Annotated in this window: 26 protein-coding genes; 14 read left to right on the top strand and 12 right to left on the bottom strand. The window is 68.9% G+C overall.

The window, feature by feature from the left end:
* Positions 1-20: 20 nt before the first annotated feature.
* Positions 21-419, top strand: a complete 399-nt coding sequence (locus tag AC1RIF_RS18495; RefSeq protein ID WP_492602826.1) for a DUF5313 family protein — start codon at positions 21-23, stop codon at positions 417-419.
* Here the strand turns inward: AC1RIF_RS18495 and AC1RIF_RS18490 are convergent.
* Together AC1RIF_RS18490 and AC1RIF_RS18485 are read right to left on the bottom strand one after the other, a co-directional pair.
* Positions 416-1,618, bottom strand: a complete 1,203-nt coding sequence (locus AC1RIF_RS18490; protein ID WP_492602825.1) for a PucR family transcriptional regulator — start codon at positions 1,616-1,618, stop codon at positions 416-418. The two genes, AC1RIF_RS18495 and AC1RIF_RS18490, sit on opposite strands and share 4 nt — an antisense overlap.
* A gap of 100 nt (positions 1,619-1,718) precedes the next feature.
* Positions 1,719-2,426, bottom strand: coding sequence for a MerR family transcriptional regulator (locus tag AC1RIF_RS18485; RefSeq protein WP_492603136.1), 708 nt, complete (start codon positions 2,424-2,426; stop codon positions 1,719-1,721).
* 112 nt (positions 2,427-2,538) lie between these two features.
* On the opposite strand from AC1RIF_RS18485, the gene AC1RIF_RS18480 reads away from it, so the two are divergent.
* Positions 2,539-3,765: an erythromycin esterase family protein gene (locus AC1RIF_RS18480; RefSeq protein ID WP_492602824.1), complete on the top strand. Its 1,227-nt coding sequence runs from the start codon at positions 2,539-2,541 to the stop codon at positions 3,763-3,765.
* Positions 3,766-3,831: 66 nt separating this feature from the next.
* On the opposite strand, the gene AC1RIF_RS18475 is transcribed toward AC1RIF_RS18480, so the two are convergent.
* From AC1RIF_RS18475 to AC1RIF_RS18460, 4 genes are all read right to left on the bottom strand, one after another.
* Complete coding sequence (locus AC1RIF_RS18475) at positions 3,832-5,103, bottom strand: RNA polymerase sigma factor (RefSeq protein ID WP_492602823.1); 1,272 nt, start codon at positions 5,101-5,103, stop codon at positions 3,832-3,834.
* A 6-nt stretch (positions 5,104-5,109) separates the two neighbouring features.
* Positions 5,110-5,454 carry a YciI family protein gene (locus AC1RIF_RS18470; RefSeq protein WP_492602822.1) on the bottom strand — a complete coding sequence of 115 codons (345 nt, stop codon included), beginning with the start codon at positions 5,452-5,454 and terminating at the stop codon, positions 5,110-5,112.
* 99 nt (positions 5,455-5,553) lie between these two features.
* A complete protein-coding gene (locus AC1RIF_RS18465) occupies positions 5,554-6,531 on the bottom strand; it encodes an alpha/beta fold hydrolase (protein WP_492602821.1) in 978 nt (325 codons plus the stop codon).
* Positions 6,532-6,545: 14 nt separating this feature from the next.
* The gene (locus tag AC1RIF_RS18460; protein WP_492602820.1) at positions 6,546-7,382 is read right to left on the bottom strand and encodes an alpha/beta hydrolase; all 837 of its coding nucleotides are present in this window, start codon (positions 7,380-7,382) and stop codon (positions 6,546-6,548) included.
* Positions 7,383-7,474: 92 nt separating this feature from the next.
* Between AC1RIF_RS18460 and AC1RIF_RS18455 the strand changes: the two genes are divergently transcribed.
* Entirely contained in the window at positions 7,475-8,095 is a 621-nt protein-coding gene (locus tag AC1RIF_RS18455) for an FHA domain-containing protein (RefSeq protein WP_492602819.1), read from the top strand.
* An 11-nt stretch (positions 8,096-8,106) separates the two neighbouring features.
* Here the strand turns inward: AC1RIF_RS18455 and shbA are convergent, their stop codons facing one another.
* On the bottom strand, positions 8,107-8,685 hold the full coding sequence (shbA, locus tag AC1RIF_RS18450) for an RNA polymerase sigma factor ShbA (protein ID WP_492603135.1): 579 nt from the start codon (positions 8,683-8,685) through the stop codon (positions 8,107-8,109).
* A gap of 197 nt (positions 8,686-8,882) precedes the next feature.
* On the opposite strand from shbA, the gene AC1RIF_RS18445 reads away from it, so the two are divergent.
* Positions 8,883-9,872 (top strand): sigma-70 family RNA polymerase sigma factor, encoded by a 990-nt coding sequence (locus AC1RIF_RS18445; RefSeq protein ID WP_492602818.1) that lies wholly within the window; start codon positions 8,883-8,885, stop codon positions 9,870-9,872.
* A 3-nt stretch (positions 9,873-9,875) separates the two neighbouring features.
* Here the strand turns inward: AC1RIF_RS18445 and AC1RIF_RS18440 are convergent, their stop codons facing one another.
* Positions 9,876-10,280 (bottom strand): VOC family protein, encoded by a 405-nt coding sequence (locus AC1RIF_RS18440; protein WP_492602817.1) that lies wholly within the window; start codon positions 10,278-10,280, stop codon positions 9,876-9,878.
* Between the two features lie 158 nt (positions 10,281-10,438).
* On the opposite strand from AC1RIF_RS18440, the gene AC1RIF_RS18435 reads away from it, so the two are divergent.
* Positions 10,439-10,684, top strand: coding sequence for a hypothetical protein (locus tag AC1RIF_RS18435; RefSeq protein WP_492602816.1), 246 nt, complete (start codon positions 10,439-10,441; stop codon positions 10,682-10,684).
* A 37-nt stretch (positions 10,685-10,721) separates the two neighbouring features.
* Here AC1RIF_RS18435 and AC1RIF_RS18430 read toward each other — a convergent pair whose 3' ends face one another.
* A complete protein-coding gene (locus AC1RIF_RS18430; protein WP_492602815.1) occupies positions 10,722-11,012 on the bottom strand; it encodes a hypothetical protein in 291 nt (96 codons plus the stop codon).
* Between the two features lie 226 nt (positions 11,013-11,238).
* Between AC1RIF_RS18430 and AC1RIF_RS18425 the strand changes: the two genes are divergently transcribed.
* From AC1RIF_RS18425 to AC1RIF_RS18385, 9 genes are all read left to right on the top strand, one after another.
* Positions 11,239-12,120: an alpha/beta fold hydrolase gene (locus AC1RIF_RS18425; protein WP_492602814.1), complete on the top strand. Its 882-nt coding sequence runs from the start codon at positions 11,239-11,241 to the stop codon at positions 12,118-12,120.
* A 300-nt stretch (positions 12,121-12,420) separates the two neighbouring features.
* Positions 12,421-14,895 carry a LuxR C-terminal-related transcriptional regulator gene (locus tag AC1RIF_RS18420; protein WP_492602813.1) on the top strand — a complete coding sequence of 825 codons (2,475 nt, stop codon included), beginning with the start codon at positions 12,421-12,423 and terminating at the stop codon, positions 14,893-14,895.
* A gap of 132 nt (positions 14,896-15,027) precedes the next feature.
* Positions 15,028-15,993 carry a pirin family protein gene (locus tag AC1RIF_RS18415; protein WP_492602812.1) on the top strand — a complete coding sequence of 322 codons (966 nt, stop codon included), beginning with the start codon at positions 15,028-15,030 and terminating at the stop codon, positions 15,991-15,993.
* Positions 15,994-16,204: 211 nt separating this feature from the next.
* Complete coding sequence (locus AC1RIF_RS18410) at positions 16,205-16,969, top strand: pirin family protein (protein WP_492602811.1); 765 nt, start codon at positions 16,205-16,207, stop codon at positions 16,967-16,969.
* A 45-nt stretch (positions 16,970-17,014) separates the two neighbouring features.
* Positions 17,015-17,311, top strand: coding sequence for a hypothetical protein (locus AC1RIF_RS18405; protein ID WP_492602810.1), 297 nt, complete (start codon positions 17,015-17,017; stop codon positions 17,309-17,311).
* Positions 17,308-18,240 carry a PaaI family thioesterase gene (locus tag AC1RIF_RS18400; RefSeq protein ID WP_492602809.1) on the top strand — a complete coding sequence of 311 codons (933 nt, stop codon included), beginning with the start codon at positions 17,308-17,310 and terminating at the stop codon, positions 18,238-18,240. The genes AC1RIF_RS18405 and AC1RIF_RS18400 overlap by 4 nt, the downstream gene beginning before the upstream one ends.
* A 197-nt stretch (positions 18,241-18,437) precedes the next feature.
* Positions 18,438-19,421 (top strand): peptidase associated/transthyretin-like domain-containing protein, encoded by a 984-nt coding sequence (locus AC1RIF_RS18395; protein ID WP_492602808.1) that lies wholly within the window; start codon positions 18,438-18,440, stop codon positions 19,419-19,421.
* Positions 19,422-19,541: 120 nt separating this feature from the next.
* Positions 19,542-19,682 (top strand): DUF559 domain-containing protein, encoded by a 141-nt coding sequence (locus AC1RIF_RS18390; protein ID WP_492602807.1) that lies wholly within the window; start codon positions 19,542-19,544, stop codon positions 19,680-19,682.
* An 80-nt stretch (positions 19,683-19,762) separates the two neighbouring features.
* The gene (locus AC1RIF_RS18385; RefSeq protein ID WP_492602806.1) at positions 19,763-21,721 is read left to right on the top strand and encodes a M13 family metallopeptidase; all 1,959 of its coding nucleotides are present in this window, start codon (positions 19,763-19,765) and stop codon (positions 21,719-21,721) included.
* Between the two features lie 36 nt (positions 21,722-21,757).
* Here AC1RIF_RS18385 and AC1RIF_RS18380 read toward each other — a convergent pair whose 3' ends face one another.
* The 3 genes from AC1RIF_RS18380 to AC1RIF_RS18370 all read right to left on the bottom strand — a co-directional run bounded on the left by AC1RIF_RS18380 (position 21,758) and on the right by AC1RIF_RS18370 (position 24,354).
* Positions 21,758-22,792 (bottom strand): type IV toxin-antitoxin system AbiEi family antitoxin domain-containing protein, encoded by a 1,035-nt coding sequence (locus AC1RIF_RS18380; RefSeq protein ID WP_492602805.1) that lies wholly within the window; start codon positions 22,790-22,792, stop codon positions 21,758-21,760.
* Positions 22,793-22,910: 118 nt separating this feature from the next.
* On the bottom strand, positions 22,911-23,237 hold the full coding sequence (locus AC1RIF_RS18375; protein WP_492602804.1) for a YnfA family protein: 327 nt from the start codon (positions 23,235-23,237) through the stop codon (positions 22,911-22,913).
* 22 nt (positions 23,238-23,259) lie between these two features.
* Positions 23,260-24,354, bottom strand: coding sequence for an ABC transporter ATP-binding protein (locus tag AC1RIF_RS18370; protein ID WP_492602803.1), 1,095 nt, complete (start codon positions 24,352-24,354; stop codon positions 23,260-23,262).
* Between the last annotated feature and the right edge of the window lie 18 nt (positions 24,355-24,372).

The raw sequence follows: 24,372 nt of genomic DNA, 5'->3' as shown, positions 1-24,372 counted from the left end.
CAGGTACAGGTACACCGGACATGTCCAACAAGACAACCTCGAAGGCCAAGCGGCCCAATCCGTTCCAGTGGATCGCGTACGCATGCGGCCGCAAGCTTCCCGACTCGATGCAGGACTGGGTCCGCAACGACCTGATCGGGGACTGGGCGGTGCCGCGCCACATGGTGCGCAGCATGGTGCCGTTCATCCCGATCTTCGCGGCGTTCCTCCTCTTCCCCGGCCCGCTGTGGCTGCGAGGGGCGATGATCCTCCTCGGTCTCTTCCTGGCGCTGTTCTACTCGGCCGCGTACATGGATCAGAATCGCGGACGACGCCTCGAGCGGCACGGATTGCCTTCCGACCTGGAGAACCCCAAGAAGGTTGCGCGCTACAACGCCGAGAAGGCCGCGTACGAGAAGGCACACCCGCACACGTACTAGCGGTTCCCTCCCCGCGCACGTCGGGCGTCGAGGGCCGAGCCGAGCGTCATGATGCCCTCGTAGCAGCCGGGGTCGATGCCGGCGAGGTCCCGGATCCGACCCAGCCGGTTGTTGACGGTGTTGGGATGCACCGCGAGCGCATGCGCGGTCCGACCCCGGTCGAGGTCGTGGTGCAGGAAGGCGTCGAGCGTCTCCAACAGTTCGGGGTACGGATCGAGCGGCAGCAGCCAGTCCGCCAGGTACCGCTGCCCCGCAGTCGGCTGGGACAGCTGGAACGGCAACGCCAGGTCCTTCACCTGGTACACGCCGGGGCCACGACCCATGCGTGCCGCCAGCTCGAGAAGTTCACGGGCCAGTTCCCCCGGCCCCTCCAACCCCCCACGTGCGGCGGGCTCGGTCACCGCCGCCGTCACCTGGGCGGGGGCGGTGTTCGACACTTCCGCGACCAGTTCGACGGCCACGCGGTACCAGTCGGCATCGGTGGCGGCCTTGCGAGGCACCAGCAACGTCGCACCGTCCGCTTCGAGGATCGCGAGGATGGGCGGCGGCCCCCAGGCATCGATCACGCGCCGGGTGCGCGCCTGATCGGACCATCGACCGGGCGGGTCCGACGGCGGATCGTCCCGTCTGATCGCGAGGACCGAGTACTCGTCCGCCAACTCGATTCCACACCAACGGGCGGTGGGATCGGCGTCCTGCCCGGCGAGCAGCAGACGCGCCAACAACTCCTTCGACGGCTGCTCGTCCCCCTCCAGCGCGATCCGCTCACTCTCGTAGGACTCGACGACGGCGCGCGTGACGACCTCCTGCAGTCGCAGCACCGCTGCCGCGATGTCGACCAGAGCGGCCGCCCGCTCCCCCGCCGCGGCGACACGGCACTCGTCGAGCAGGATCCGACCGAAGCGGTGCCAACTGTGGAGGACCGCAGACAACGACGCCCCGTCCGCGGCGGCCTGCACCGCACCCTCCCGGACCGGCCGCAGCTCGTCCGCCGTGAACATCCGATTCTCCCGAATTACCCGGGAGGCCAGCGCGAAGAAGCGACGGGTGCTGCGCTGCAACAATTCCGGACGCTGCGGGACGGGAGCGCCGCGCATGCCGACCTGCGCGGGGGCATCGAACCTGGCGTCCAATCTGTCCAGGATCGCGATCACCGCGGCGTCGGGCGCGTATCGGGTCAGCTCGTCCTCGGACGGCATGCCCGGAACGATACGCCGCACGCCATGCGACCGTGGCGCATCGGACAGGCCGGCACTTCGACGTGTGACGCGACGCAGAGTCCGTCGCCCTCCCTGATCGCTACCGCGGCTGGTGCACCTGTTCGAGCATGGTGAGGTAGCTGTCGAGCTGGGCCGCGCCGGCGAGAAGGCCACGGCTACGCGCGATCAGCCGGTCCTGCCAGGTGTCGAGGAAGGCGCTCAACGCCTCCGGCCCGCCCGCCCCGCGCACCGATTCGACGAACTGCGCCACCCGGTGCAGCGGGTATCCGCCACGGCGGAGCTGTCGTGCGATCTCGGCGTCCCGCACGCAGTCCGGCCCGTATCGGCGGTAGCCGGTCGCGCGGTCACGCACCGGACGCAGGATGCCCTGCGACTCCCAGGTGCGCAGCGTGGCCGGGTGCACACCGAGCCGACGGGCGAGTTCCCCCACGGTCAGCGGTGGGCCGTGCACGGGCGGCGGCATCGCGGTGGACAGACCGTCCAGGGCCGCTGCGACCTCGGTGCGGGTGTCGCGTTCGGCGAGCAGCGCGACGTGCGCGGCGTCGACGATCCGGTATGCCGACTCGGTATCGCCGCGGTTGGTCGCGCGCATGATGGCCGTCGCCTGCCGGTGCCCGTGGCCGCTGCGCAATGTGAGGAAGGCGCGAAGCGCCTGCGCGTGCAGGGGCGTGTACCGCCGGTAGCCGGTCTCACTGCGCTCGGACGGCGGGAGAATGCCGGCGTCGTCGTAGTTGCGGATCGCCTGCGCGGACAACCCGTGCTCGCGGGCGAGATCGATGGGACGCAGCGTGCACCTCCGATTGAGGCTTGGTTGCCTGTATTCCAGGCACAACTCGGAAAAGTTTCACCTGAATCTTCAACGATAGCGTCGAAGGTGGTCCTTTCCGGAAGGAGAATTCATGTCCACCGCCACATCGCTACGCGCCATCGGGCACCAACTCGACGACCCGGCAAGCCTGGGCCGTGCGCTCGACGCACTCCTCGCCACGCGGGCCGAACCGCCGACCCTGCTCGCCCTCGGCGAGCCGACACACGGGATCGCGGCGTTCCCACTGCTGCGCAACGAACTCCTCGGCCTTCTCGTCCAGCGGGGGTACCGGTCGATCGTGCTCGAGACCGATGTCTTCGCCGCGTCCGTCGTCGACGACTACGTGGGCGGGGGGACGACGGAGATCGACGCGGTGCTCTCGACCGGGTTCAGCCACGGGTTCGGCGCCGTACCGGGCAACCGCGAACTCGTCGAATGGCTCCGCGCGCACAACACCGGCCTCGCGCCGCAGGACCGGGTCCGCTTCCACGGATTCGACGCGCCGCTGGAGTTCTCCGGCGCGCCGAGCCCACGACACGCACTGTCCGCAGTCACCGACTACCTACCCCAGGCACTGCGGCCCGAATCGGTCCGCGACCTCGACGCGCTGCTCGACGGGGACGGCGGGGACCGGGTCTGGACGAACGAGGCGGCCATGTTCGACCCGGCGGCGTCGATCGGCGGCTCCGACCGCGCTCGCGCCCTGCGCATCGTCGCCGACGATCTCGCCAGCGCGCTGCACCGTGCGGCGCCCGGCCTGCGCCCGGCCGATCCGCCCGGCTACGACCGCGCCGCGGCACACGCGCGCACCGCCCTGGGCCTGCTGCGATATCACGCGGCCATGGCCAGTCCCGTGCCCGATCGCATCGCGACCCTGCTCAGCCTGCGCGCCGAGATGATGGCCGAGAACCTGCTCGCGATCGTTGCCCAGGAACGGCACCGCGGGCCGAGCCTGGTGTTCGCACACAACACGCTCCTCCGACGCGCGCAGTCCACCACGTCGACCGCCGAGGACGACGTGAACTGTTGCAGCGCAGGAGCACTCGCAGAAATCGCCCTGGGCGAACGCTACGTCTTCCTGGCAACCGACGCCGGCCTCGACAACGATCCGGGCACCCTCCAGCACGAGCTGGCCGAGGCGACCATCCGACGCGCCCTGTTCCCGGCACCGGCCCTTCTCGCCGCACTGCCCGCGTCGACCGGCACGGGCCAACCGATCGTGCCCGGCCACATCCCACTCGGCCCGGCCGACCTGGGCGGCGCCGACGCGGTCGTCTACGTCGCAGACACCGACGGCAGACAGCATCAGTACTGGTAGCCGCGCTCACTGCGAGATCCGCGCCCACAACCGCGCCGCGTGGTCGTGAGCCCGAGGCGAGGCGCCCTAGTTGTAGTCCTGCGTGTCCGCGAGTCGGCGCCGCAGGTACGCGCGCTCCGGTTCGGTCCCGGCCAGGTCGAGGGCGCGGCGGTAGGCCTCGGCTGCCTCCCGTCGTCGTCCGGTCCGGGCCAGCAGTTCCGCGCGTGCTGCAGCGTAGGGGTGATGGTCGCGTAGGCGTGGTTCGTCGGCCAGATCGTCCAGCAGCGCGAGACCCGCCTCCGGGCCGTCGCGCATAGCGACCGCTACAGCCCGGTTGAGTGCGACCACCGGAGACGGGGTGAGCGCGAGCAACACGTCGTACAGCGCCACGATCTGCGGCCAGTCGGTGTCGGCGACGTCGTCGGCCTCGTCGTGCAACGCGGCGATCGCGGCCTGCACGCCGTACGCGCCGGGCGGGCCGCCGGTGAGCGACACGAGCACCAGGGCGCTGCCTTCCTCGATCATCGCGCGATCCCACCGGTCGCGGTCCTGGTCGTCGAGCAGAACCTGCGCACCGCCGGGCCCGGTACGGGCGTCGCGGCGGGCGTGGGTCAGCAGCATCAGCGCCAGCAGCCCGGACACCTCACGCTGGTCCGGCATCAGGCGGTGCAGGATCCGGGTCAGGCGGATCGCCTCCTCCGCGACGTCGACCCGCTGCAGGTCCTCCCCGGCACTCGCCGCGTAGCCCTCGGTGAAGATCGAGTACAGCACCTGCAGGACGCCGGGCAGCCGCTGCGGAAGCTCGTCGGCTCCCGGTACCCGGAAGGGGATGTGGAGGTCCTGGATCCGCTTCTTGGCCCGCGTGATCCGCTTCGCCATCGTCGCGGTCGGTACGAGGAAGGCCCGGGCAACCTCGGGTGTCGTGAGGCCGGCGAGGCAGCGGAGCGTCAGCGCCGTCCGATCCTCGACCGGCAGCGCCGGGTGCGCACACGTGAAGAACAGCTGCAGTCGCTCGTCGGGCAGTTCCCCGCCGGCGTCCGCGGGCGGCGCGGGATCCGCGCGATCCGCCTCCACCTGCAGCACCGCGATCCTCGCCGCGAGTGCCTGGTCACGACGCAGTCGGTCGACGGCCCGGCGCCGGGCCGTCGTCAACAGCCAGGCCCCGGGCTTGGACGGCACCCCGTCCACCGGCCAGTGCCGTAGCGCGGCCTCGATCGCCTCCGACGTGGCCTCCTCCGCCAGGTCGAGATCGCCGAAGCGGCCGACCAGGGCGGCGAGGAGGCGGCCGCGTTCCTCCCGGAAGACCGCCTCGACGGACGCCTCCGCGTCGGCAGCGCGGCCGCTGTCCTCCCGGCCCATCGGTCGTCAGTTGCCGAAGTCGGCGATGGGGCGCACCACGATCCGGCCGCCACCGCGCGATCCCGGGCAGCGGGCGGCCCAGTCGAGCGCGACGTCCAGGTCCGGCACGTCGATGACGTAGAAACCGCCCAGCACCTCACGGGTCTCGGCGAACGGTCCGTCGGTGGTGACGGTGCGGGCGCCGTCCTCCCCCACCTGGATGCTCGTGGCGGTCACGAGGTCGGCCAGCGCCTCCCCCGAGACGAAGATCCCGGCGTCCTTGACCTCCTTGTCGTAGACCATCCAGTCCTCGGGGGTGCAGCCACTCGCGGCGTCGGCGGACTCGGCGTTGATCAGCAGCAGATACTTCATGATCGGTTCCTCTCGAGAGCTGTTCGTTGTTGCGGTACACCATGACGACGAACGAAAAGGCCCCGAAAGGACAGCGCCGGCGAACTTTCTTTCGCGCCGTCAGTCGAGCCCGCGTAGGAACTCGAGCATCGCGGTGTTGACCTCCTCGGCCGCCTCCATCTGTACGAAGTGCCCGACGTCGGGAATCACGTGGGTCGAGCGCAGGCCCGGCACCATCGAGGCCATCGTCTCGAACGGATTCTCGCCCATCATCTCGAGCACCGGGTCCTTCGCGCCGGCGATGAACGTCGTGGGGACGGTGACCGGACGCCCGTGCAGTTCCTCGTTCTGCTCCCACACGTAGTCGTCGGCGCGGTACCAGTTGAGCCCACCGGTGAATCCGGTGCGCGTGAACTCGTCCACGTAGTAGCCGAACTCGTCCTCGCTCAGCCACGACCACGGCAACGCCGGCGGTTCGGGCAGCACGTCGAGGTAGCCGTTGCCCTCCGACGGGAAGTCCCAGCAGTCGAGGTAACGATTGGCGCCGCTCAGTGCGTGGAAGATCTTGGACAGGAACTCTCGCGGGTGGGCGCCGAGTTCGCGGTCGGCCGGGCCGTACTCCTGGAAGTAGTGCAGGTGCACGAAGTGCTGGGACGAGAGATACCGGAAGCCGTCGGTGGGCCGGACGGGCGACCGCGGCATCCGTGGAACGCTCAACTGCATCAGTCCCCGGACCCGGCCCGGCGCCCAGTTGGGCAGGTCCCACACGAGCTGCGCACCGAAGTCGTGGCCGGAGAACACCGCTTGCTCGATGCCCAGCACATCGAGCAGACCGACCATGTCGTCGACGGTGTGCCGACGGTCGTACTCGCGGGGGTCCGACGGCACGTCGGTGCGGCCGTAGCCGCGCATGTCGGGGGCGATCACCCGGTAGCCGGCGGCGGACAGCGCCGACAGCTGGTGGCGCCAGCTGTACCAGAGGCCGGGGAAGCCGTGACACAGCACGATCGGGTCGCCGGCGCCCTGCTCGGCGATGTGCATGTCGATGTCCCCGACGCGTACCGTCCGGTGCGTGAGTGTCGTTGCAGGATCGGTCATTCCGGAATATTACGTCACTTCAGGCGCGGACGGAGCCAATCCACGAGATCGTCGAGCACCTTGTCCCGTTCGGGCTCGTTGAACACCTCGTGGTACAGACCGTCGTACGTCTTGAACGTCAAGTCCTTCGATCCGGCGCGCGAGGCGATCATCCGGCTGCCCGAGATGTCGGCGAGGTGGTCCTCGGTGCCGTGCATGACCAGCATCGGCAGGGTCAGGGACGGCAACCGGGCCGGGAAACTCTCGGCGGCGATGATCATCCCGCGCGCGATGCCCGCCTTGACCTTTCCGTGATGGACCAGCGGGTCGGACTCGTACGCCGCGACCACGGCGGGGTCGCGCGAGACCGCCTTCGCGTCGAGCGTCTCGACGGGGACACCGGGAGCGAAGCGTCCGAGGAGCTTCCCGATCTCGATCACGATCTTGGGCTTGCCCGTGGTGACGTCGACCGCGGGCGCCGACAGGATCAGACCCGCCAGCTCGTCCTGATGGTCGAGCGCATACGACAGCGCGATCGCACCACCCATGCTGTGGCCCAGCAGGAAACGGTCGAGCCCCGGATTCTCGGTGATCGCGATCGCGGACAGCTGGTGGAGATCGTCGGTGAAATCCGACCAGTTGCGCAGCTCGATCGGCTTCCCACCGGAACGACCGTGGCCGCGATGGTCGGGTGCGTACACCACCAGACCCAGCGCGGTGAGCCGGGCGATGACGTGGCCGTAGCGGCGCGCATGCTCACCCAGGCCGTGCGTGAGCAGGAGGATTGCCGTCGGCGGACCGTCCGGCCGCCAGACGTCGTACACGATGCGGGTTCCGTACACCCCGGCGAATTCCGACTCTGTGTGCTGCACGAGTGCGAGTGTAGGTCGGTCGACGCCACTGTGGGGTGCTTGTCAGCCGCCGGTTCCTACGGGCACGATGAAAACGTCCCCGAGGAGTGGCGATGAGTGCAATCGACGCGCCCTGCCTGCGGTACACCGACCAGACGGGGTGTCCGCGCGAATTGACGCTGTCCGTGGACACCCCGCGGGTGACGGTGGGCCGCTCGTCCGACGCGGACGTTCCACTGGTGTCGGACCCGGAGGTGTCGCGGCTGCACGCGACGATCGAATGGATCGGTACCGACTGGACGATCGCCGACGACGGCTTGTCCCGCAACGGCACCTTCGTCAACGGTGAACGGATCTCGGGCCGGCGACGACTACGCAACGGCGACAGCATCCGGATCGGCAACTCGGCGTTCGTGTTCCGCGACCTGTCCGGTCAGGGCGGGGAACCGACCCGCATCGCCGCGGACATTCCGACCGTCCGCTCGCTCACAGCGACGCAGCGGGCCATCCTGATCGCCTTGTGCCGGCCGTACAAGCACAATGCGGCGTTCGCGAATCCGGCGTCCAACCAGCAGATAGCCGACGAGGTGTTCCTCAGCGTGGATGCGGTCAAGACGCACCTGCGCGCACTGTTCGCGAAGTTCGGCGTCGAGAAGCTGCCTCAGAACCAGAAGCGCCTCCGACTGGTGGAGAAGGCACTGCACAGCGGCGTGATCACCGAGCACGATCTGTGACTGTGGCGCACTCAGGCCGCCGTTTCCACTACCCGGGGAGACTGTGCCCGGAGCCGGCCGAGTGCGCGGTGCTGCGCGATCCGGACCGCCCCCGCCGTCGTGCCGAGGGCCGCCGCGGTCTCCGCCGCCGACATCCCCCACATCACGCGCATCACCACGACCTCGCGGTAGCGCTCCGGCAGCGAGTCGACCAGCGCGCGGGCATGGGCGCCGCACTCGGAGGCGATCGCCCGTTCCTCGGGGCCGGCATCCGGGCAGACGGGGTCGGTGGCCTCGTCGAGCGGGTCGCAGGTCCGACCGGCGGCGCGGCGGGCATCCACCACCTTGTGTCCGGCGATCGCGTACACGTAGGTCAGGAACGATGCGCCCTGCTCCCGGTACCGCGGCAACGCCGTCAACACTGCGACGCAGACCTCGTGGGCCACGTCCTCGGCGACCTCGCGCAGCGCCCCGCGTCCCAACCGGGCGTAGCAGTACCGGCGCACCAGGGGGTAGACCACGGCGAGCACTTCCGAGCGCGCCTCGTCGTCGCCCTCGACGGCGCTGGGCACCCAGTCGTCCAGGACCTCTCGGGCCCGCTCGGCGGTCATCTCACCGATTCGCTTCGTGTTGCAGACGATCCCGTACATTTGTCGCTCTCCCTCACCGGGCGGCACGGTCGACCGCTCCATGCATTCGATCCTCGGCGTGTCGCGGGCGCGCCGACAGACACCCTCGGGTGGGAGTCGCACACCCCGCCCGCATCGGATCGTTCCGCTTGTCGGGGGGCGCCACTAGGGTTCGGAACATGACCGTTGAGCAGAGCGTCGACGACCAATTCCTCGCTGCCGCAGATCCTTACCGGCGCGAACTACTGTCGCACTGCTACCGGATGATGGGGTCACTCCACGATGCCGAGGATCTGCTGCAGGAGACGCTCGTGCGAGCGTGGCGCGGGTACGGCAACTTCGACGGCCGTTCGTCGATCCGCACGTGGCTGCACCGGATCGCGACCAACACGTGCCTGACGGCGCTGGAGGGCCGGGCGCGCCGCCCGCTGCCGACCGGCCTGGGTGCGCCCAGTTCCGATCCGGCAGACGAGCTGGTCGAGCGCGGAGAAGTGCCGTGGCTCGAACCCATTCCGGATTCGATGGTGTGGGGCGATTCGGGCTGGGGCGCAGACGACCCCGCAACCGTCGTCGCGGGACGCGAATCGGTACGACTGGCCTTCGTCGCCGCGCTGCAGCACCTGTCGGCTCGTCAGCGCGCGGTGCTGGTGTTGCGGGACGTGCTGCAGTGGAAAGCTGCCGAGGTGGCCACCGCCCTGGGCACGTCCACGGCGGCGGTGAACAGTCTGCTGCAACGCGCTCGGGCGCAGCTGTCCGAGGCCACGCCCACCCCGGACACGCTCGTCGAACCCGAGTCCGACGAGACACGCGAACTACTCCGCCGGTACGTCGACGGATTCGAGCGGTACGACATCGACGGACTCGTGGAACTGTTCACCCGCGACGCCGTGTGGGAGATGCCGCCGTTCGTCGGGTGGTACGTCGGCGGCGCCGACATCGCTCGCCTCATCAAGAACAAGTGCCCCGCCGAGGGCGCCGGTGACATGCGACTGCTCCCGACGTCGGCGAACGGGCAGCCCGCGCTCGGCCTGTACATGCGAGGCGAGGACGGCGTCCACCGGCCATTCCAACTGCATGTCCTGGACGTCACCGAACGCGGGGTCGCGCACGTCACGTGCTTCTTCGACACCGAACTGTTCGACAGATTCGGGCTGCCCGCCCACCCTTGACGGCTACTGCCCGCTCGCGGCCGGATCCATCCACATGACCTCCCAGACATGGTTGTCGAGGTCGCGGAAGGACCGCCCGTACATGAATCCGTGATCCTGCGGGTCCATCCACTTCGTGCCGCCGGCCGCGATGGCGGCGTCGACCAGCGAGTCCACACCCTCACGGCTGTCGGCCGAGATGCACGTGAGCACCTCGCGGCTCTTCGTCGTGTCGCAGATGTCGTCGGCGATGAAGTCACGAAAGCGGCTCTCCTGCAAGAGCATGATCCACGCCGAGTCGTTGATCGCCATGCATGCGGTGCTCTCGTCGCAGAACTGCTCGTTGAACTCGAAGCCGAGGTCCCCGAAGAACTTCCGGGTGGCAGCGACGTTCTGAACCGGCAGGTTCACGAAGATCAATCGGGACATCGGGGAACTCCTGACTCGAGGGTGACGTTCGGGTGGGGCGAGCCTGCGAGATGCTCACACCGGGACAGACCGGTGCTGAACGGAAAACTCATCGCACGCACCGGACGGACGGTGCAAGAGGGGTATGCACACCGGCGTCGCGGTGGTGTCATGGATTCATGAGTGAGGACAAGCGCCACTTCGTTGCAAACCGACTCGACGGCATCATCCACACGCTGGAACTGAACGCACCGACCGCGGACGAGCCGTCGCCGGTGCCCACTGCGGACGGATTCACCGGGTCCCTCGCCGAGGCACAGCGCCACCGCGCCGAACTGGAATCGGCGACCCCGGAACGGGTCGACCAGATCGCGGCCGGCTACCCGGAGATCGCGAAGGACTGGGCACAGAAACAGCCGACCTGACGGCCGCACCGAGGCCGCCGGCGCGCGGCCGCCCGGCTCAGTAGCCCAAGCCGTCCGGCAATCCCAGATCGTCGAGCCTCTTGATCCGCCGGTGCTCACGGAGGACCAGTACCGGCCCGATCACCAGGCTGACCGCGCAGATCGTCCCGGCGATCCACGCCCACCCCTGGAACCCGTAGCCCGCCGCGACCAATGCCATACCGAGCGTCACGATCGCGATCCCGACCAGAGCGTATCCCGGCCAGTTGCGGGAATCCTCGATCGCTTCGCCCGGATGCTCGCGCACCCTGCCGGAGAAATTCCGCGAGTCGTCTTCGAAGTAGTTCACAAAAGCCTCCCGGTCCGATGTTCCGTTTGCGCTCTCGTACTGCACTCGTGGTGATTGTCCTCCCGCACCGGACACCTGCGCACGATTACCGACAGTTCGGCAACCAACCCGAGGGGTCGGAGCCGGCCACCTCGGTGAGTCCCCCGCCATCCCCCGGGCCACTGTCCGCGCGGCGCCCGAGGTACGAGATTGGTGGATACACACCACCTCGACCCGGGAGGGCGTCATGACCGCCAGGCGCAACACCGAAGACGGCCGCGGCCGCCGGCACGTCGTGCAGTCCGAGGACGGGGTGGCGCTGGCGGTGCGCGAGTACGGGCCGTCCGATGCGCCGGTCACGGCAGTGTTCGTCCACGGACACTGCCTGCACTCCCATTCGTGGGCGCGGCTGCGCTCGCACCTGGTCCGGGAATGGGGTCCGTCGGTCCGGATGGTCTTCTACGACCACCGTGGCCACGGCGAGTCGGGCAGTGCGCCCGCCGACACGTACACGATCGACCAACTGGGTCGCGATCTCGACGCGGTGATCCGGGCGACCGTCCCGACCGGGCCCGTTGTGCTGGTGGGCCACTCGATGGGCGGCATGGCCGCGCTGGCCTACACCCGCCAGAACCCGGGTGCCGTCGGCTCACGCGTCGTCGGGGTCGCGCTGCTGTCGACAGCGGCGAGCGGCATCACCCGATCCGGCCTCGGCCGGTTCCTCCGGCACCCGGTGGTGTCGCTGTTCCAGTTCGGTGTCGAACGGATGCCCCGGCTGATGCAGCGCGTCCTGACCCTCACGCTGGACAACCAGACATCGGTCGTCACCATGTACGGATTCCTCCGGTCGTTCGTGGGACTGGACGAGTCGGGTTCCCTGGCGGCGCTCCGCACCATCCCGGCGCTCGTGCTCGGCGGTTCCGCCGATCTGCTGACGCCGTTCGAGCATTCGGTGGCGATCGCGGCGGGCCTACCGTCCGCCGAACTGGTGCGACTGCACGACGCCGGCCACTCGGTGATCCTGGATCAGGCGGCCGACGTGGCACACGCGGTGGTCCGGCTCGTCGCCCGAGCCGGCCTTCACCACGCGGCCGTGCCGTCCTCGACGAGGCTCTCGCCAGTCGCGTGAGCGGCCGCACCGAACACGAATCCGGGCCCGTGAGAGACACGCACCACACTCCCGTCCCGGGTCGGCGATTCCCCTCCCGCCCACAGAGGGTTGTGAAACTATTCAATTGACGTGCACGTGGCCTCGAAAGGCGGCCACGTGCACGTTCAAGGTTTCGTGGGGGCGATTCCGACCATCGAAGTATGTCGGTGGAGGACTGGGGGTATATGAGTGGGACCACAAACTGAAGGACCGAATCCGGGCAGACGACGCGACCGTGCACGCAGATTCCTGCTCGATCGCCCACGACTGTTCGCACTGATGTCGGAACTGCCCGCATTGACGGTGGTCCACGGACCCCGCGGTGCGGGAAAGACCGCCTTCACCACCACCTGGATCGCGTCCGCGCAACGTCCGTCCGGGCCGACAGTCCTGATAGACACGCCGGCACCGCAGGCCGGAACGGACGACTACTGGAACATCGTGACGGACCGCGTCGACGCGGTACTCCGATCCACTCCCGAGACGGCTTCCGGCCCTGTCGTGCTCGTCCTCGACGACGTCGATCGTCTGCACGATCCGGTGGCCGAGCTACGCATCCTCGGGCTTCTCGATCGGGATCCGCGACTGCACGTCGTCGCCACCACGCGGGATTCACGCGTCTTCAGCGATGCGATGCTCGACGTCGACCATGTCGCGATCTCCGCCACCGATCTGATGTTCACACTCGACGAGTCACGCGCGGTGCTGAGTGCGCGCGGCGTGGAACTGGCGCCGCACCTGATGGCTGCCGTGCAGGACATCACCGGTGGCTTCCCGCCCCTTGTGCAGGCCGCGCTGTCCGTCGCGCGCCCGTTCGGCGCCGACTTCGAGCAGAGCGGAGAACTCGCCCGCCAGGCCCTGGAACGATCCATCGACCGCTGCGTCGATCGGGAGATCCTGGGCGATCCGGACCTCGCGGAACTGCGTGACTTCATCCTGACGACTGCGGCGGCGAAAACCCTGACCGTCGACGTGGCCGAGATGCTGACCGGAGACCACAACGCCGCCGACAGGTTGCAGGAACTCGAAACCGCCGGCGTACTGGTCCGCCTGCCGTGGCCGAAGGACACGGAATGGCAGTACCCACCGCCGATCCGCGAGTCCCTGATGCGCGATGTCCGCAACGAGGCCCCGGCCGGTCCGCTGCGCGCGTCGAGCGACCTGGCTCGGTGGTTCCTCCAGCAGGACGACGCCGCTCGGGCGCTCACGTACGCCGTCGAGGGGCAGGACTGGGACCAGACGGTGTCGATCCTGAAGGACAACTGGGTCGCGCTGATTTCGCGGCACTTCCGTCTCGTCCGGGAAAGCCTGGCGGCACTTCCCGACCACGCTGCCGACAACGACGTCACGATCCGGGCCGGCCGGGAACTGTTCCTGCGGTTCGGCTCCGACTCCGCTCAACTGCCCGATCTGGCGCCGTCCACCGTCGACGTCGACACGACGGCGCGCGGCCCGGCGGTCGCCGACGCGCTCTCCGTCAGCAGCGTGCAGTCGTTCATCCTGCGGATCGCCGGCAACTTCACGCAGGCGTCCGAGCTGACCGTGCGAATGTCGGAACTCGGTGATCGCGCGGTCGAACTGCAGCCAGAGACGGTGGCGGCGTTCCTTCCCCTGCTGCGGCTGCAGTGGGGCATCACGCACCAGTTGCACGGCGATCTGTCCCGGTCCTCGGCCGAACTCCGACGGGCCTACACCAGCAACCGTCCGGCCGGAACCGACTTCGTCGCCCGCAACGCCGCCGGAAGCCTCGCTCTCAACTACGCCCTGATCGGCGAACTGGGCCACGCCGAGGCCTGGCTCGACAAGGAACGCCGGCACGAGGGCGCCGGGGGATGGGTCAACGCGATGGTTCGGGTCGGGGGACTCGTGGCCGGCGCGCTGGTCGCTCTGGACCGCATGGAACTCGACGGCGCCGCGAAGGTCCTCGCCGAACTGGGCGACCTGCCGGACGACGAGGAGTTGTGGGCATTCGCGCTGTACGTGAACTGCCAGCTGGAACTCGTGAGCGGGCAGGCCGGCGCCGGGCTCGACCGCCTGCACCGGGCGGTCGCGGTCTACGAGCGCTGGTTCGCCCCGGGATCGATGGCCGCGTCACTGCTCACCGCAACCGAGGCGGACCTGTACTCGGCGCTGGGGCGAGGCAACGAGGCCTGGCGGACCGTCGAGAATGCAACCGACCGCGGGCCGTGGACCTCGATGGCCCGTGCACGCATGAATCTCTCGAGCGGACGCCCGGCGGCGGCACTGGCGGACTGTGTGCGGCCGTCCGTCACGGACTGTGCCCATCCGCGGATCCGGATGGAGTCGGCCCTGATCCAAGCTGCCGCACACCTCGATCTGTCACACGAGGCCCAGGCTCGGCTGATGCTGCAGCGGGCGGTCTCACTGTTCGGCCAGACCGGATCGGTCCGCCCGTTCGCGTCTCTGCCGTCGGGCCGCATCGCGCAGATGTCGGCGCTGGGCGTGACGCTGCCGGAGCAGTGGCTGACTGCGGTTCCGCCTCCCGGGTCGGCGGTCTTCCCGGACCGGATCCGGCTGGTGGATCTCAGCGACCGCGAGTCCGCGGTGCTGAATGTCCTGGCGTCCACGTCGTCGATCGCCGAGATCGCCGGGACGCTGTATGTCTCCCAGAACACCGTCAAGACCCAGCTGCGCAGCGTCTACCGCAAGCTGGGCGTCCACTCGCGCGCCGACGCGTTGCTCACCGCGGCCCGGCTCGGACTCGTCGGATCCCCGCCCGACGCGTCCGGTTGATTCGAGGCCCCGGGTTCGGGGGCCGATCCGCGTGCACTCCACCCGGACGGGGTGGGGAATAGATCCACGCCCGAGGTGTTGAGCTACGGTGAACTAGTTGAATCCTCAACTAATAGATCCGAGGAGAGCTCCATGCCTGCCGTGACCGTCGACAACATCCTCGCGCTGCCCCGCATCGAGGCGGCCGACCCCACAGCGGTCGACCGTCCCGTCCTGGGTGTCGCCACCGCCCCGGTCGGATACGAGGGCGAGGGCTTCCCCGTCCGCCGCGCATTCGCCGGCATCGACCTGGCCCACCTCGACCCGTTCATCCACATGGACCAGATGGGCGAGGTGAACTACGCACCGGGCGAGCCCAAGGGCACCCCGTGGCACCCGCACCGTGGCTTCGAAACCGTCACCTACATGATCGACGGGATCATGGAGCACCAGGACTCCAACGGCGGTGGCGGCACCATCGGCGGCGGCGACACCCAGTGGATGACCGCCGGCGGCGGCATCCTCCACATCGAGACCCCGCCGGAACACCTCGTGATGAGTGGCGGCCTGTTCCACGGTGTGCAGTTGTGGGTCAACCTCCCCAAGAGCAACAAGATGGCCGCTCCCCGCTACCAGGACATCACCGGCAGCAAGGTCGCGCTCCTCTCGAGCCACGACGGCGGCGCGCTGGTCCGCGTGATCGCGGGTGAGATCGCCGGACACCAGGGACCGGGTTCGACGTACACCCCGATCGCGCTGTCGCACACGACCGTCGCACCGGGCGCGAGCGTCACCCTCCCGTGGAACCGCGACTTCAACGCGATCGTCTACGTCCTCGCGGGCGACGGATACGTCGGCGCCGATCGTCGACCGATCTCGTCCGGCCAGACCGCCGTCTTCGGCCGCGGGGACTCGATCACGATCGCGGCCGCCGACACCCAGGACTCACGCACCGAGTCGCTGGAGGTGTTCGTCCTCGGCGGGCAGCCCATCCGCGAACCCATCGCGATGGCCGGTCCGTTCGTCATGAACACCAAGGCGGAGGTCATGCAGGCCTTCGAGGATTTCCAGGCCGGCCGGCTCGGATCCGTCCCGGCCGCGCACGAATCACTCGACTGAGTCGCCAGACCTACTCCAAAGACGCTGGCGGGCAACCGATCACAGAATGCGGTGAGATCCGCGCCGTCGTGATCGGTTCGCCCGTCACGCGTCCGTGAACACTCCGAGACCGATTCGACACCACTGATTCGGCGCCGACGGGTCCCACTTCGTACGCTGGTGACGCGACAGCGCGAAAGCCCCGAACGCGACTGTCACCGAGGAGGACCGCATGCCAGCTCTCACCACGCCCCACATCGACGTCCACCGCTCGGGCGACCGCCTGAAGACCCGGATCCCGTGGCTGGACTCGAAGCACTCGTTCTCGTTCGGCCATCACTACGACCCGGACAACACCCATCACGGTCTGTTGCTGGTGAACAACGACGACATCGTCCAGCCCGGGCAGGGTTTCGACACCCACCCGCACAAGGACATGGAGATCGTCACCTGGGTGCTGCGGGGATCTCTGGTGCATCAGGACTCCATCGGCCACTCCGGCGTCATCTATCCCGGTCTCGCCCAGCGGATGAGCGCGGGCACCGGAATCCTGCACTCGGAGAAGAACGACTCGTGGCGGTTGCAGGGTGACGAGCACAGCGAGCCGGTGCACTTCGTCCAGATGTGGGTCGCACCCGACGAGCCCGGGATCACCCCCGGATACGAACAGCTCGAGATCGACGACGAACTGCTGACCGGCGGGCTGGTGCCGGTGGCGTCGGGCATGCCGCAGCATCGGGACCACGCCGCGATCCGCATCAAGAACAAGTACGCGTCGCTGCACGCTGCCCGCCTCCAGCCGGGCAAGGCGGTGCGGGTCCCTGAGGCACCGTTCGTGCACGTGTTCGTCGCGCAGGGCACCGCCGAGATGGAGGGTGTCGGCACGCTCTACGAGGGTGACGCCGTCCGGCTCAGCTCGTCCGGCGGGCAGACCATCACCTCCGAGATCGGCGGGGAGATCCTGGTGTGGGAGATGCACGCCCGTCTCGGCGGCTGAGATTCCGACAGCCCCACGTCCCTCCCGCCTGCTGACCAGGCGGGCATGACACCGGTTTCCACGGCGCCTCGCGGTATCGACCCCCTCAACACCGTGATGGGCGTGCGGACCCTCGCGATGAATGCGGCGGGGGCCCGCTTCGAGCAGCCCGTCGGGCTCCGGTTCCACGATCACCGGGGCGCGACGACGCTCGGCTCCGTCGGTGTGGTGGCGGACGACGCGGTGGCCGGTGCGTTCTTCGCGTCGGTGCCGACGGCGGTCTGCTGGTGTCGGCCCGGGCGAGTGCACAGCTGGGACAGCGGTTCGGCGCCGGCGAGCGTTGGTGGTACACAAGACCGATGACCGCGACAGCCGACGACGTCCAGACCAGCCGCACAGCCCCCGAACGGATCGACCGGCTCAACATCTTCATGGGTGTGCAGGCGCGGGAGATCCGTCCCGGCCATCTGGTGCTGGCGCAGGACGTCGGGCCGCGCTTCCACGACCACCGTGGGCAGACCGTCCTGGGGTCGGTCGGGGTGCTCGCCGACGCGTGCCCCGGCGGCGCGCTGGGCAACTCGATCCCGGAGGGCGCCGGCATGGTGCTCTCGCAGATGTCCGCAACCCTCGCCGCCCCGATGCCGGCCCACGGCACCGTCGTCTCCGTCGGCGACGCACCCCACCTCGACCTCGACACCGGGATGGGGCTCGCGGCCGGCACGATGCACGACGACCGCGGCAACACGCTGGCGGTCCTGCAGTCCCGCGGTGTCGTCGTGACCCGACCGCGCGCGAATGCCGACGCCGTCCTCAGCGGCGAACGACTGCCGATCCCGACACCGGAACCGACCGCCGCCGCGGACGAACTCGCCGGCCGCGCCGGCCTGGACATCGTCGACGGCATCGCGTCGGGACGGATCGCCCGCGGACCGCTCGCGGGTCTGCTCGACGTCCAGCTCGCCGACGTGGAGCGCGGCAGCGTGACGGCCACGTTCGCGCCGCGGGAGTGGATGAGCAACCCGCTCGGCTCCATCCAGGGCGGCATCCTGATCAGTGCCGCCGATCTCGTGAACGGTCTCGTCACTCAGACCCTCACCGCCGTCGACCAGCAGTACCGGATTCTCGACCTGCGCGTCGACTTCGTCCGCTCCCCCGCCATCGACGGGCCCGACATCCACGCCGAGGCGGAGGTCGTCCGGGCCGGACGCCGAGTCGCGCTCATCGAGTCCCGCCTGGTCGACGCCTCCGGGCAGGTGCTCATCAGGGCGGCCGCGAGCGCGCAGTTGCTCTGAGACCGCATGCGCCGGGAAGTGGAACCGAGCCGGCTGCAGATCAGCCGCCGACCGGGTCCTGGCCGCGATCGATCTGGAGCTCGACGTCTGACGGCGGTGCAGGCTCACAGACAACTCCCAGCGGACGTCCAGCCTCACGCCAGCCCGCCCGCCGACGATGGTTCTCGAATCATTTGCTGAGAGGTGGAGGATGTCGCGTGAACAAGGACGTGAAGCTGAGCCGGCTGCGGATCAGCCGCCGACGGGCGCTCGCGCTGGGCGGAACCGTCAGTCTGAGCGGACTGCTCGCTGCGTGCGGTGGTGGCGGTGGCTCCATGACGACCGCGACGACGACCGCCGCGTCCGGCACGTCCGTCGCGGCCGCGACTACCGGAACCGTCGACGAGCAGCTGCTCGCGCTGCTCGACCAGGCACCGAGATGCGTCATGGCCGTCGAGGAGACGCAGGGCCCGTACTGGTTCGACGTCGACTCGATTCGCAGTGACATCCGTGAGGACCGGCCGGGCCTCGAACTGAATCTCGCGATGCGTGTGCAGGATCTGACGAACTGCAGCGCGGACGGCAGCGCGACGGGTCTCGCGAACGCCGTCGTCGAGATCTGGCACTGCGACGCCGGCGGCGTGTACTCCGGATTCGAATCCAGCTCGGTCGCCGCCAACCAGGGCGGTGGCATGGGCGGCCAACCTCCCCAGGGCGGTACGGGTGGTCCCCCGCCCGGTGGCACGCGCCCGGAGGGCGGTCCCGGTGGTCAGCCCCCGCAGGGCGGACCCGGTGGTGGCATGGGCACGGGTAGTTCCGGTGAGACGTCCGACGGTTCCTACAGCGTCGGCGACCAGGAGGCCACCACCACCGACGACGGCACCTACCTGCGCGGCGCGCAGACCACGAACACCGACGGAATCGTGCAGTTCACGACCGTCTTCCCCGGCTGGTACACCGGCCGCACGGTGCACATCCACGTCAAGGTGCACATCGACAAGAAGACGGTGCTCACCACCCAGTTGTACTTCGACGACACCTTCACCGACGAGATCTTCTCCACCGTCTCGCCGTACACCGACCACACCGGCCGGGACACCCGCAACGACACCGACGGGATCTTCGACGAGGCCGGCCTGATGGCCACGTCGAAGCAGCCGGACCGGGCCCTCGCCGCGATCAACCTCGGCATCGAGGCCTGACCGGGCCCGGGGGTCTATCTGCGTGCCAACCGCGCACTCACGGCAGCGGTATCCCTGCGCGCCGCGGTGTACGGGGCCGGTCCCCGCGCCGTCGCGCGCGGTCCGAGTGGGAACCGCGACGTGGACCGGTTCAACCGCGACCCGCAACGGCCGAACGTCCTCGTCAACGCCGGCTGGCACGTCCTGCGTTTCCCGTGGCACCACCTCTACAACGAGCCCGATGCGGTGCTCGCCCTGATCCTCGCCGCGCTCGGCCGGTGATCCTGAAGGATTCCCGTCGCCCACCGGGAGGAATCCGTCAGGATCGGCCACCACCGTCGGGGCGGTGTAAAGATGGAGCGATGACGACTGCGCAGCATTCCGGCATCGACCTCACCCATCTCGACCCGGGCACCCGCCCGCAGGACGACCTGTTCGTGCACGTCAACGGCAAATGGCTGGACGAGTACGAGATCCCCGCCGATCGGGCGGTGGACGGCGCGTTCCGCACGTTGTACGACAAGGCGGAGGAGGATGTGCGGACGCTGATCCAGGAGGCGTCCGCGTCCGGAGCTGCGCCCGGCACCGACGCGCAGAAGATCGGTGACCTGTACTCGAGCTTCATGGACGCCGACGCCGTCGAGGCGGCCGGGCTCACCCCGATCGCCGAGGAACTGTCCGCCGTCGCGAATGCCGCGGACCTGAGCGAGTTGGCCGGGATCGTCGGACGGCTGCAGCGCACCGGTGTCGGTGGCGCGATCGGCCAGTACGTCGACACCGACGCCAAGAACTCGGCCCGCTACCTGGTGCACTTCACGCAGTCCGGGATCGGGCTGCCCGACGAGTCGTACTACCGCGAGGACAACTACGCCGAGGTCCGCGACGCGTACCTCGCGCACATCCGGAAGATGTTCGAACTCGCCGGCGTCGAGTACGACGCGCAGCGCGTGTTCGACCTCGAGACCAAGCTCGCGGCCGGGCATTGGGACGTCGTCAAGCGCCGCGACGCCGAACTGAGCTACAACCTCGTGACGCTCGGCGACCTCCAGTCGCAGTACGGCGGATTCGACTGGACCACCTGGATTTCCGGCCTCGAAGCCACTCCCGAGCAGTTGGCGGAGATCGTGGTGCGCCAACCCGGTTTCGTCGAGTCGTTCGCCGAGCTGTGGACGTCGCAGCCGATCGAGGACTGGCAGGCGTGGGCCACGTGGCGTGTTCTGCACTCGCGCGCCCCGTACCTGACCGAGGCGATCGTCGCGGAGGACTTCGCGTTCTACGGCAAGACGCTCAGTGGCACTCAGGAGAACCGTGAGCGTTGGAAGCGCGGCGTCTCGTTGGTGCAGGACCTACTCGGCGAGGCCGTCGGCAAGCTGTACGTCGAGCGGCACTTCCCGCCGGAGTCCAAGGCGCGGATGCAGGAGTTGGTCGCGAACCTGCAGGAGGCGTACCGCCGCAACATCTCCGACCTCGAGTGGATGAGCCCGGAGACCCGGCAGGCCGCACTCGCGAAGCTCGAGAAGTTCACCCCGAAGATCGGCTACCCGGACAAGTGGCGCGACTACTCGGCCGTCGAGATCGACCCGGCGGATCTGGTGGGCAACTACCGCAGCGGCTACGCCGCGGAACACGATCGCGACATCGCCAAGCTCGGCGGCCCGGTCGACCGTGACGAGTGGTTCATGACGCCGCAGACGGTCAACGCGTACTACAACCCGGGAATGAACGAAATCGTCTTCCCCGCAGCGATTCTGCAGCCGCCGTTCTTCGACGCGGAGGCCGACGACGCCGCCAACTACGGCGGAATCGGCGCCGTGATCGGGCACGAGATCGGGCACGGCTTCGACGATCAGGGCGCCAAGTACGACGGCGACGGCAACATGGTCGACTGGTGGACCGACGACGACCGCACCGAGTTCGGCAAGCGCACCAAGGCACTCGTCGAGCAGTACAACGAGTTCGAGCCGAAGGACCTGCCGGGCCATCACGTCAACGGCGAGTTCACGATCGGCGAGAACATCGGCGACCTCGGCGGCCTGTCGATCGCGCTCGCGGCCTACCGCATCGCGACCGAGGACACCGACGCCCCCGTGCTCGACGAGCTCACCGGTCTGCAGCGCGTGTTCTTCGGCTGGGCGCAGGTGTGGCGGACCAAGGCCCGCAACGAGGAAGCGATCCGACGCCTGGCCGTCGATCCACACTCGCCGCCGGAGTTCCGCTGCAACGGCGTGATCCGCAACCTCGACAGTTTCCACGAGGCATTCGACGTGAAGCCGGGCGACGAGCTGTACCTGGACCCCGACAAGCGCGTCAAGATCTGGTAGGCGCTTCGCGCCCGTGCGCCTTTTTGGTAGCGCCGACTACCAAGAAGGCGCACAGGCGCGACAGCGTACCGGGCTGTCGCGCCTCCAGCCATCCCTGGTGAGGACCGTTTCGACCTCCCGGGCAACGACACACGGCATGCCGCCGACCTCGTCCATCCCGTACACCAGTCGCGGGCGATCGGCGAGTTCGGCGGCATTGTCACGCCGACGGTCCCGGAATTGCACCTCACGCATCGAATGCGCCCAGCGGCCGTCCAGTCGCACGATCAACGGCACACCACACTCGGAATAGTCGACGTCCTCGTAGAGGGTGCGCCCGTCCACGATCACCGGGCCCTGCCGGTGCGCCGGCGGCAATCCGTGGGCCTGCTCGACATCGACCGCATAGTGGTACTCGAGCACCGACTGCACACCGTCGGCCAGGAGGACTACAGCGCTTTCGAGTGCACGACGATACCGGCGTGGGCGCCGCTCGCTCATCCGTTTCCGAATGTCGGCCAACCTGATTCGCGAGTTGGTGACGGTCGTGATCAGCGACACGTAGGCCAGTCGTGCGGTCGGCTCGGCGATCGCGACGTCCAGCGCGGTGTCGGCCTTCGACGTCCGCGGGAGCGCCGAGTCGACGCCGATATGCCGGTGTGCGCGGGACCGGTGCACCACGACGCCGGGATGCAGGACCGACCCCGACCGCAGGACGGGGTGTGTGGACGCCGGCGCCGGCAGCATCTCGGTTGCCGTCTGAGGCCTGGAGGACTTTCCGTACGGCACCGTCACATGCACCGGCACGGTCTCGTCGACCTGGAACATCCCCCACTCCTCGGCAGCGGTCCGATGGCTGAGCATCGCGGGAGCGCCGCCGTAGAGCAGCGCTGCCGACAGTGTCATCTCGCGGGTCAGAGGGCCGTTCGTCACGACATAGACGCCTTGGAGGACGCGGCGCCACCGTCCCGTGTCCAGTAGGTGTCGGACGCGCCCGCGGCCGTAGCCCAGGGCCGCGACCTGACGCTGCGTGACCATCCCACACTGGGCGTCCACGAGGCGTCGAAGGTCGAGGTGCTCGATTGCAGTCATCCTCGGATCGTTCGTCGCGACCACGACATGGCCCGGTCATGATCGCGAAGTTATCCACAGCCCCCGTGCGCCTTTTCGGTAGTCCCCGCTACCAAAAAGGCGCACGGGCGCGGAGCGCCTAGCGCGCGTACATGATCACGCCGACGCCGCACAGGCAGATGAGCGCGCCGATGATGTCGTAGCGGTCGGGGCGGAACCCGTCCATGACCACTGCCCACAGCAGCGACCCGGCGACGAACACACCGCCGTACGCGGCGAGGATGCGCCCGAAGTTGGCGTCGGGCTGCATGGTCGCGACCAGCCCGTAGATGCCGAGGGCCACCATGCCGGCGCCCACCCACAGCCAGCCGCGATGCTCGCGGATCCCCTGCCACACGAGCCAGGCGCCGCCGATCTCGAACAGCGCGGCCAGGACGAACAGCAGGATCGAACGCGTCACGGTCATGGCACGGATTATGCGTGGGTGGTCACCTCAGCCGCTCACCCGAGTACGCCGAGAAGAACCTGATCTCGTCGAGCTTCGGCAGCAGATGCAGGCGCTCGCCGGCGTTCACCGTCACCTTCCGGTCCACGCGGATCACGACCCGTCCACCGGTGCTGGACCAGGTTCGGTCCGTCGGGTCGGCGTTCGCCGCGTGCACGAACGATTCGGCGCCGAGTTCCTCGAACAACTCCGCGACCACCGTGAGTGCGCCCCTGCGCCATTCGCCCACCAGGGTCCACGACTCCGGGCGCACCCCGACGACGACCCGCGCGTCCCCGCGCACCGACACCGGCAGCGGCACGCGCAGAGCGCCGAGCACCGCCGTCGTCCCCTCCACCGGCGCCTCGAGCAGACTCATCCCGGGTGACCCGATGAATCCCGCGACGAACGTGTTGACCGGATCGTCGTACAGTTCGCGCGGGCGGGCGATCTGCTGCAACCGTCCGTCGCACATCACCGCTACCCGATCGCCCATCGTCATCGCCTCGACCTGGTCGTGGGTGACGTAGACGGTGGTCGAGCCCAGTCGACGCTGCAGCCCGGAAATCTGTGCACGGGTGCTCACCCGGAGCTTCGCGTCGAGGTTGGACAGCGGCTCGTCCATGCAGAACACCGCCGGGTGCCGGACGATCGCCCGACCCATCGCGACGCGCTGGCGCTGCCCGCCCGACAGTTTGGCGGGCTTACGGCCCAGCAGCGGCTCGAGCTCGAGCATCCGCGCGGCCTCGAGGACGCGGGCGGTGCGCTCGGCCTTGTTCACTCCGGCGTTGCGCAGCGCGAAGCCCATGTTCTCGGCCACAGTCATGTTCGGGTAGAGCGCGTAGTTCTGGAAGACCATGGCGACATCGCGCGCTTTCGGGGCCAGCCCTGTCACATCCGTGCCGCCGATGCGGATGTGCCCCGTCTCGACGGATTCGAGTCCGGCGAGCATGCGCAGGCTCGTGGACTTCCCGCACCCGGACGGTCCGACGAGGACGACGAACTCGCCGTCCGCGATGTCGAGGTCGAGGCGGTCCACCGCCGGTCGCTCGGCGCCCGGGTAGCGGTGCGTGACCGCCGAGAACTGTACGTGTGCCATGGCCTTCCTTCTGTCGTC

The sequence above is a fragment of the Prescottella sp. GW823-FHT02E09 genome (assembly GCF_058797375.1).
This window is presented reverse-complemented; position numbering and strand designations above follow the sequence as displayed.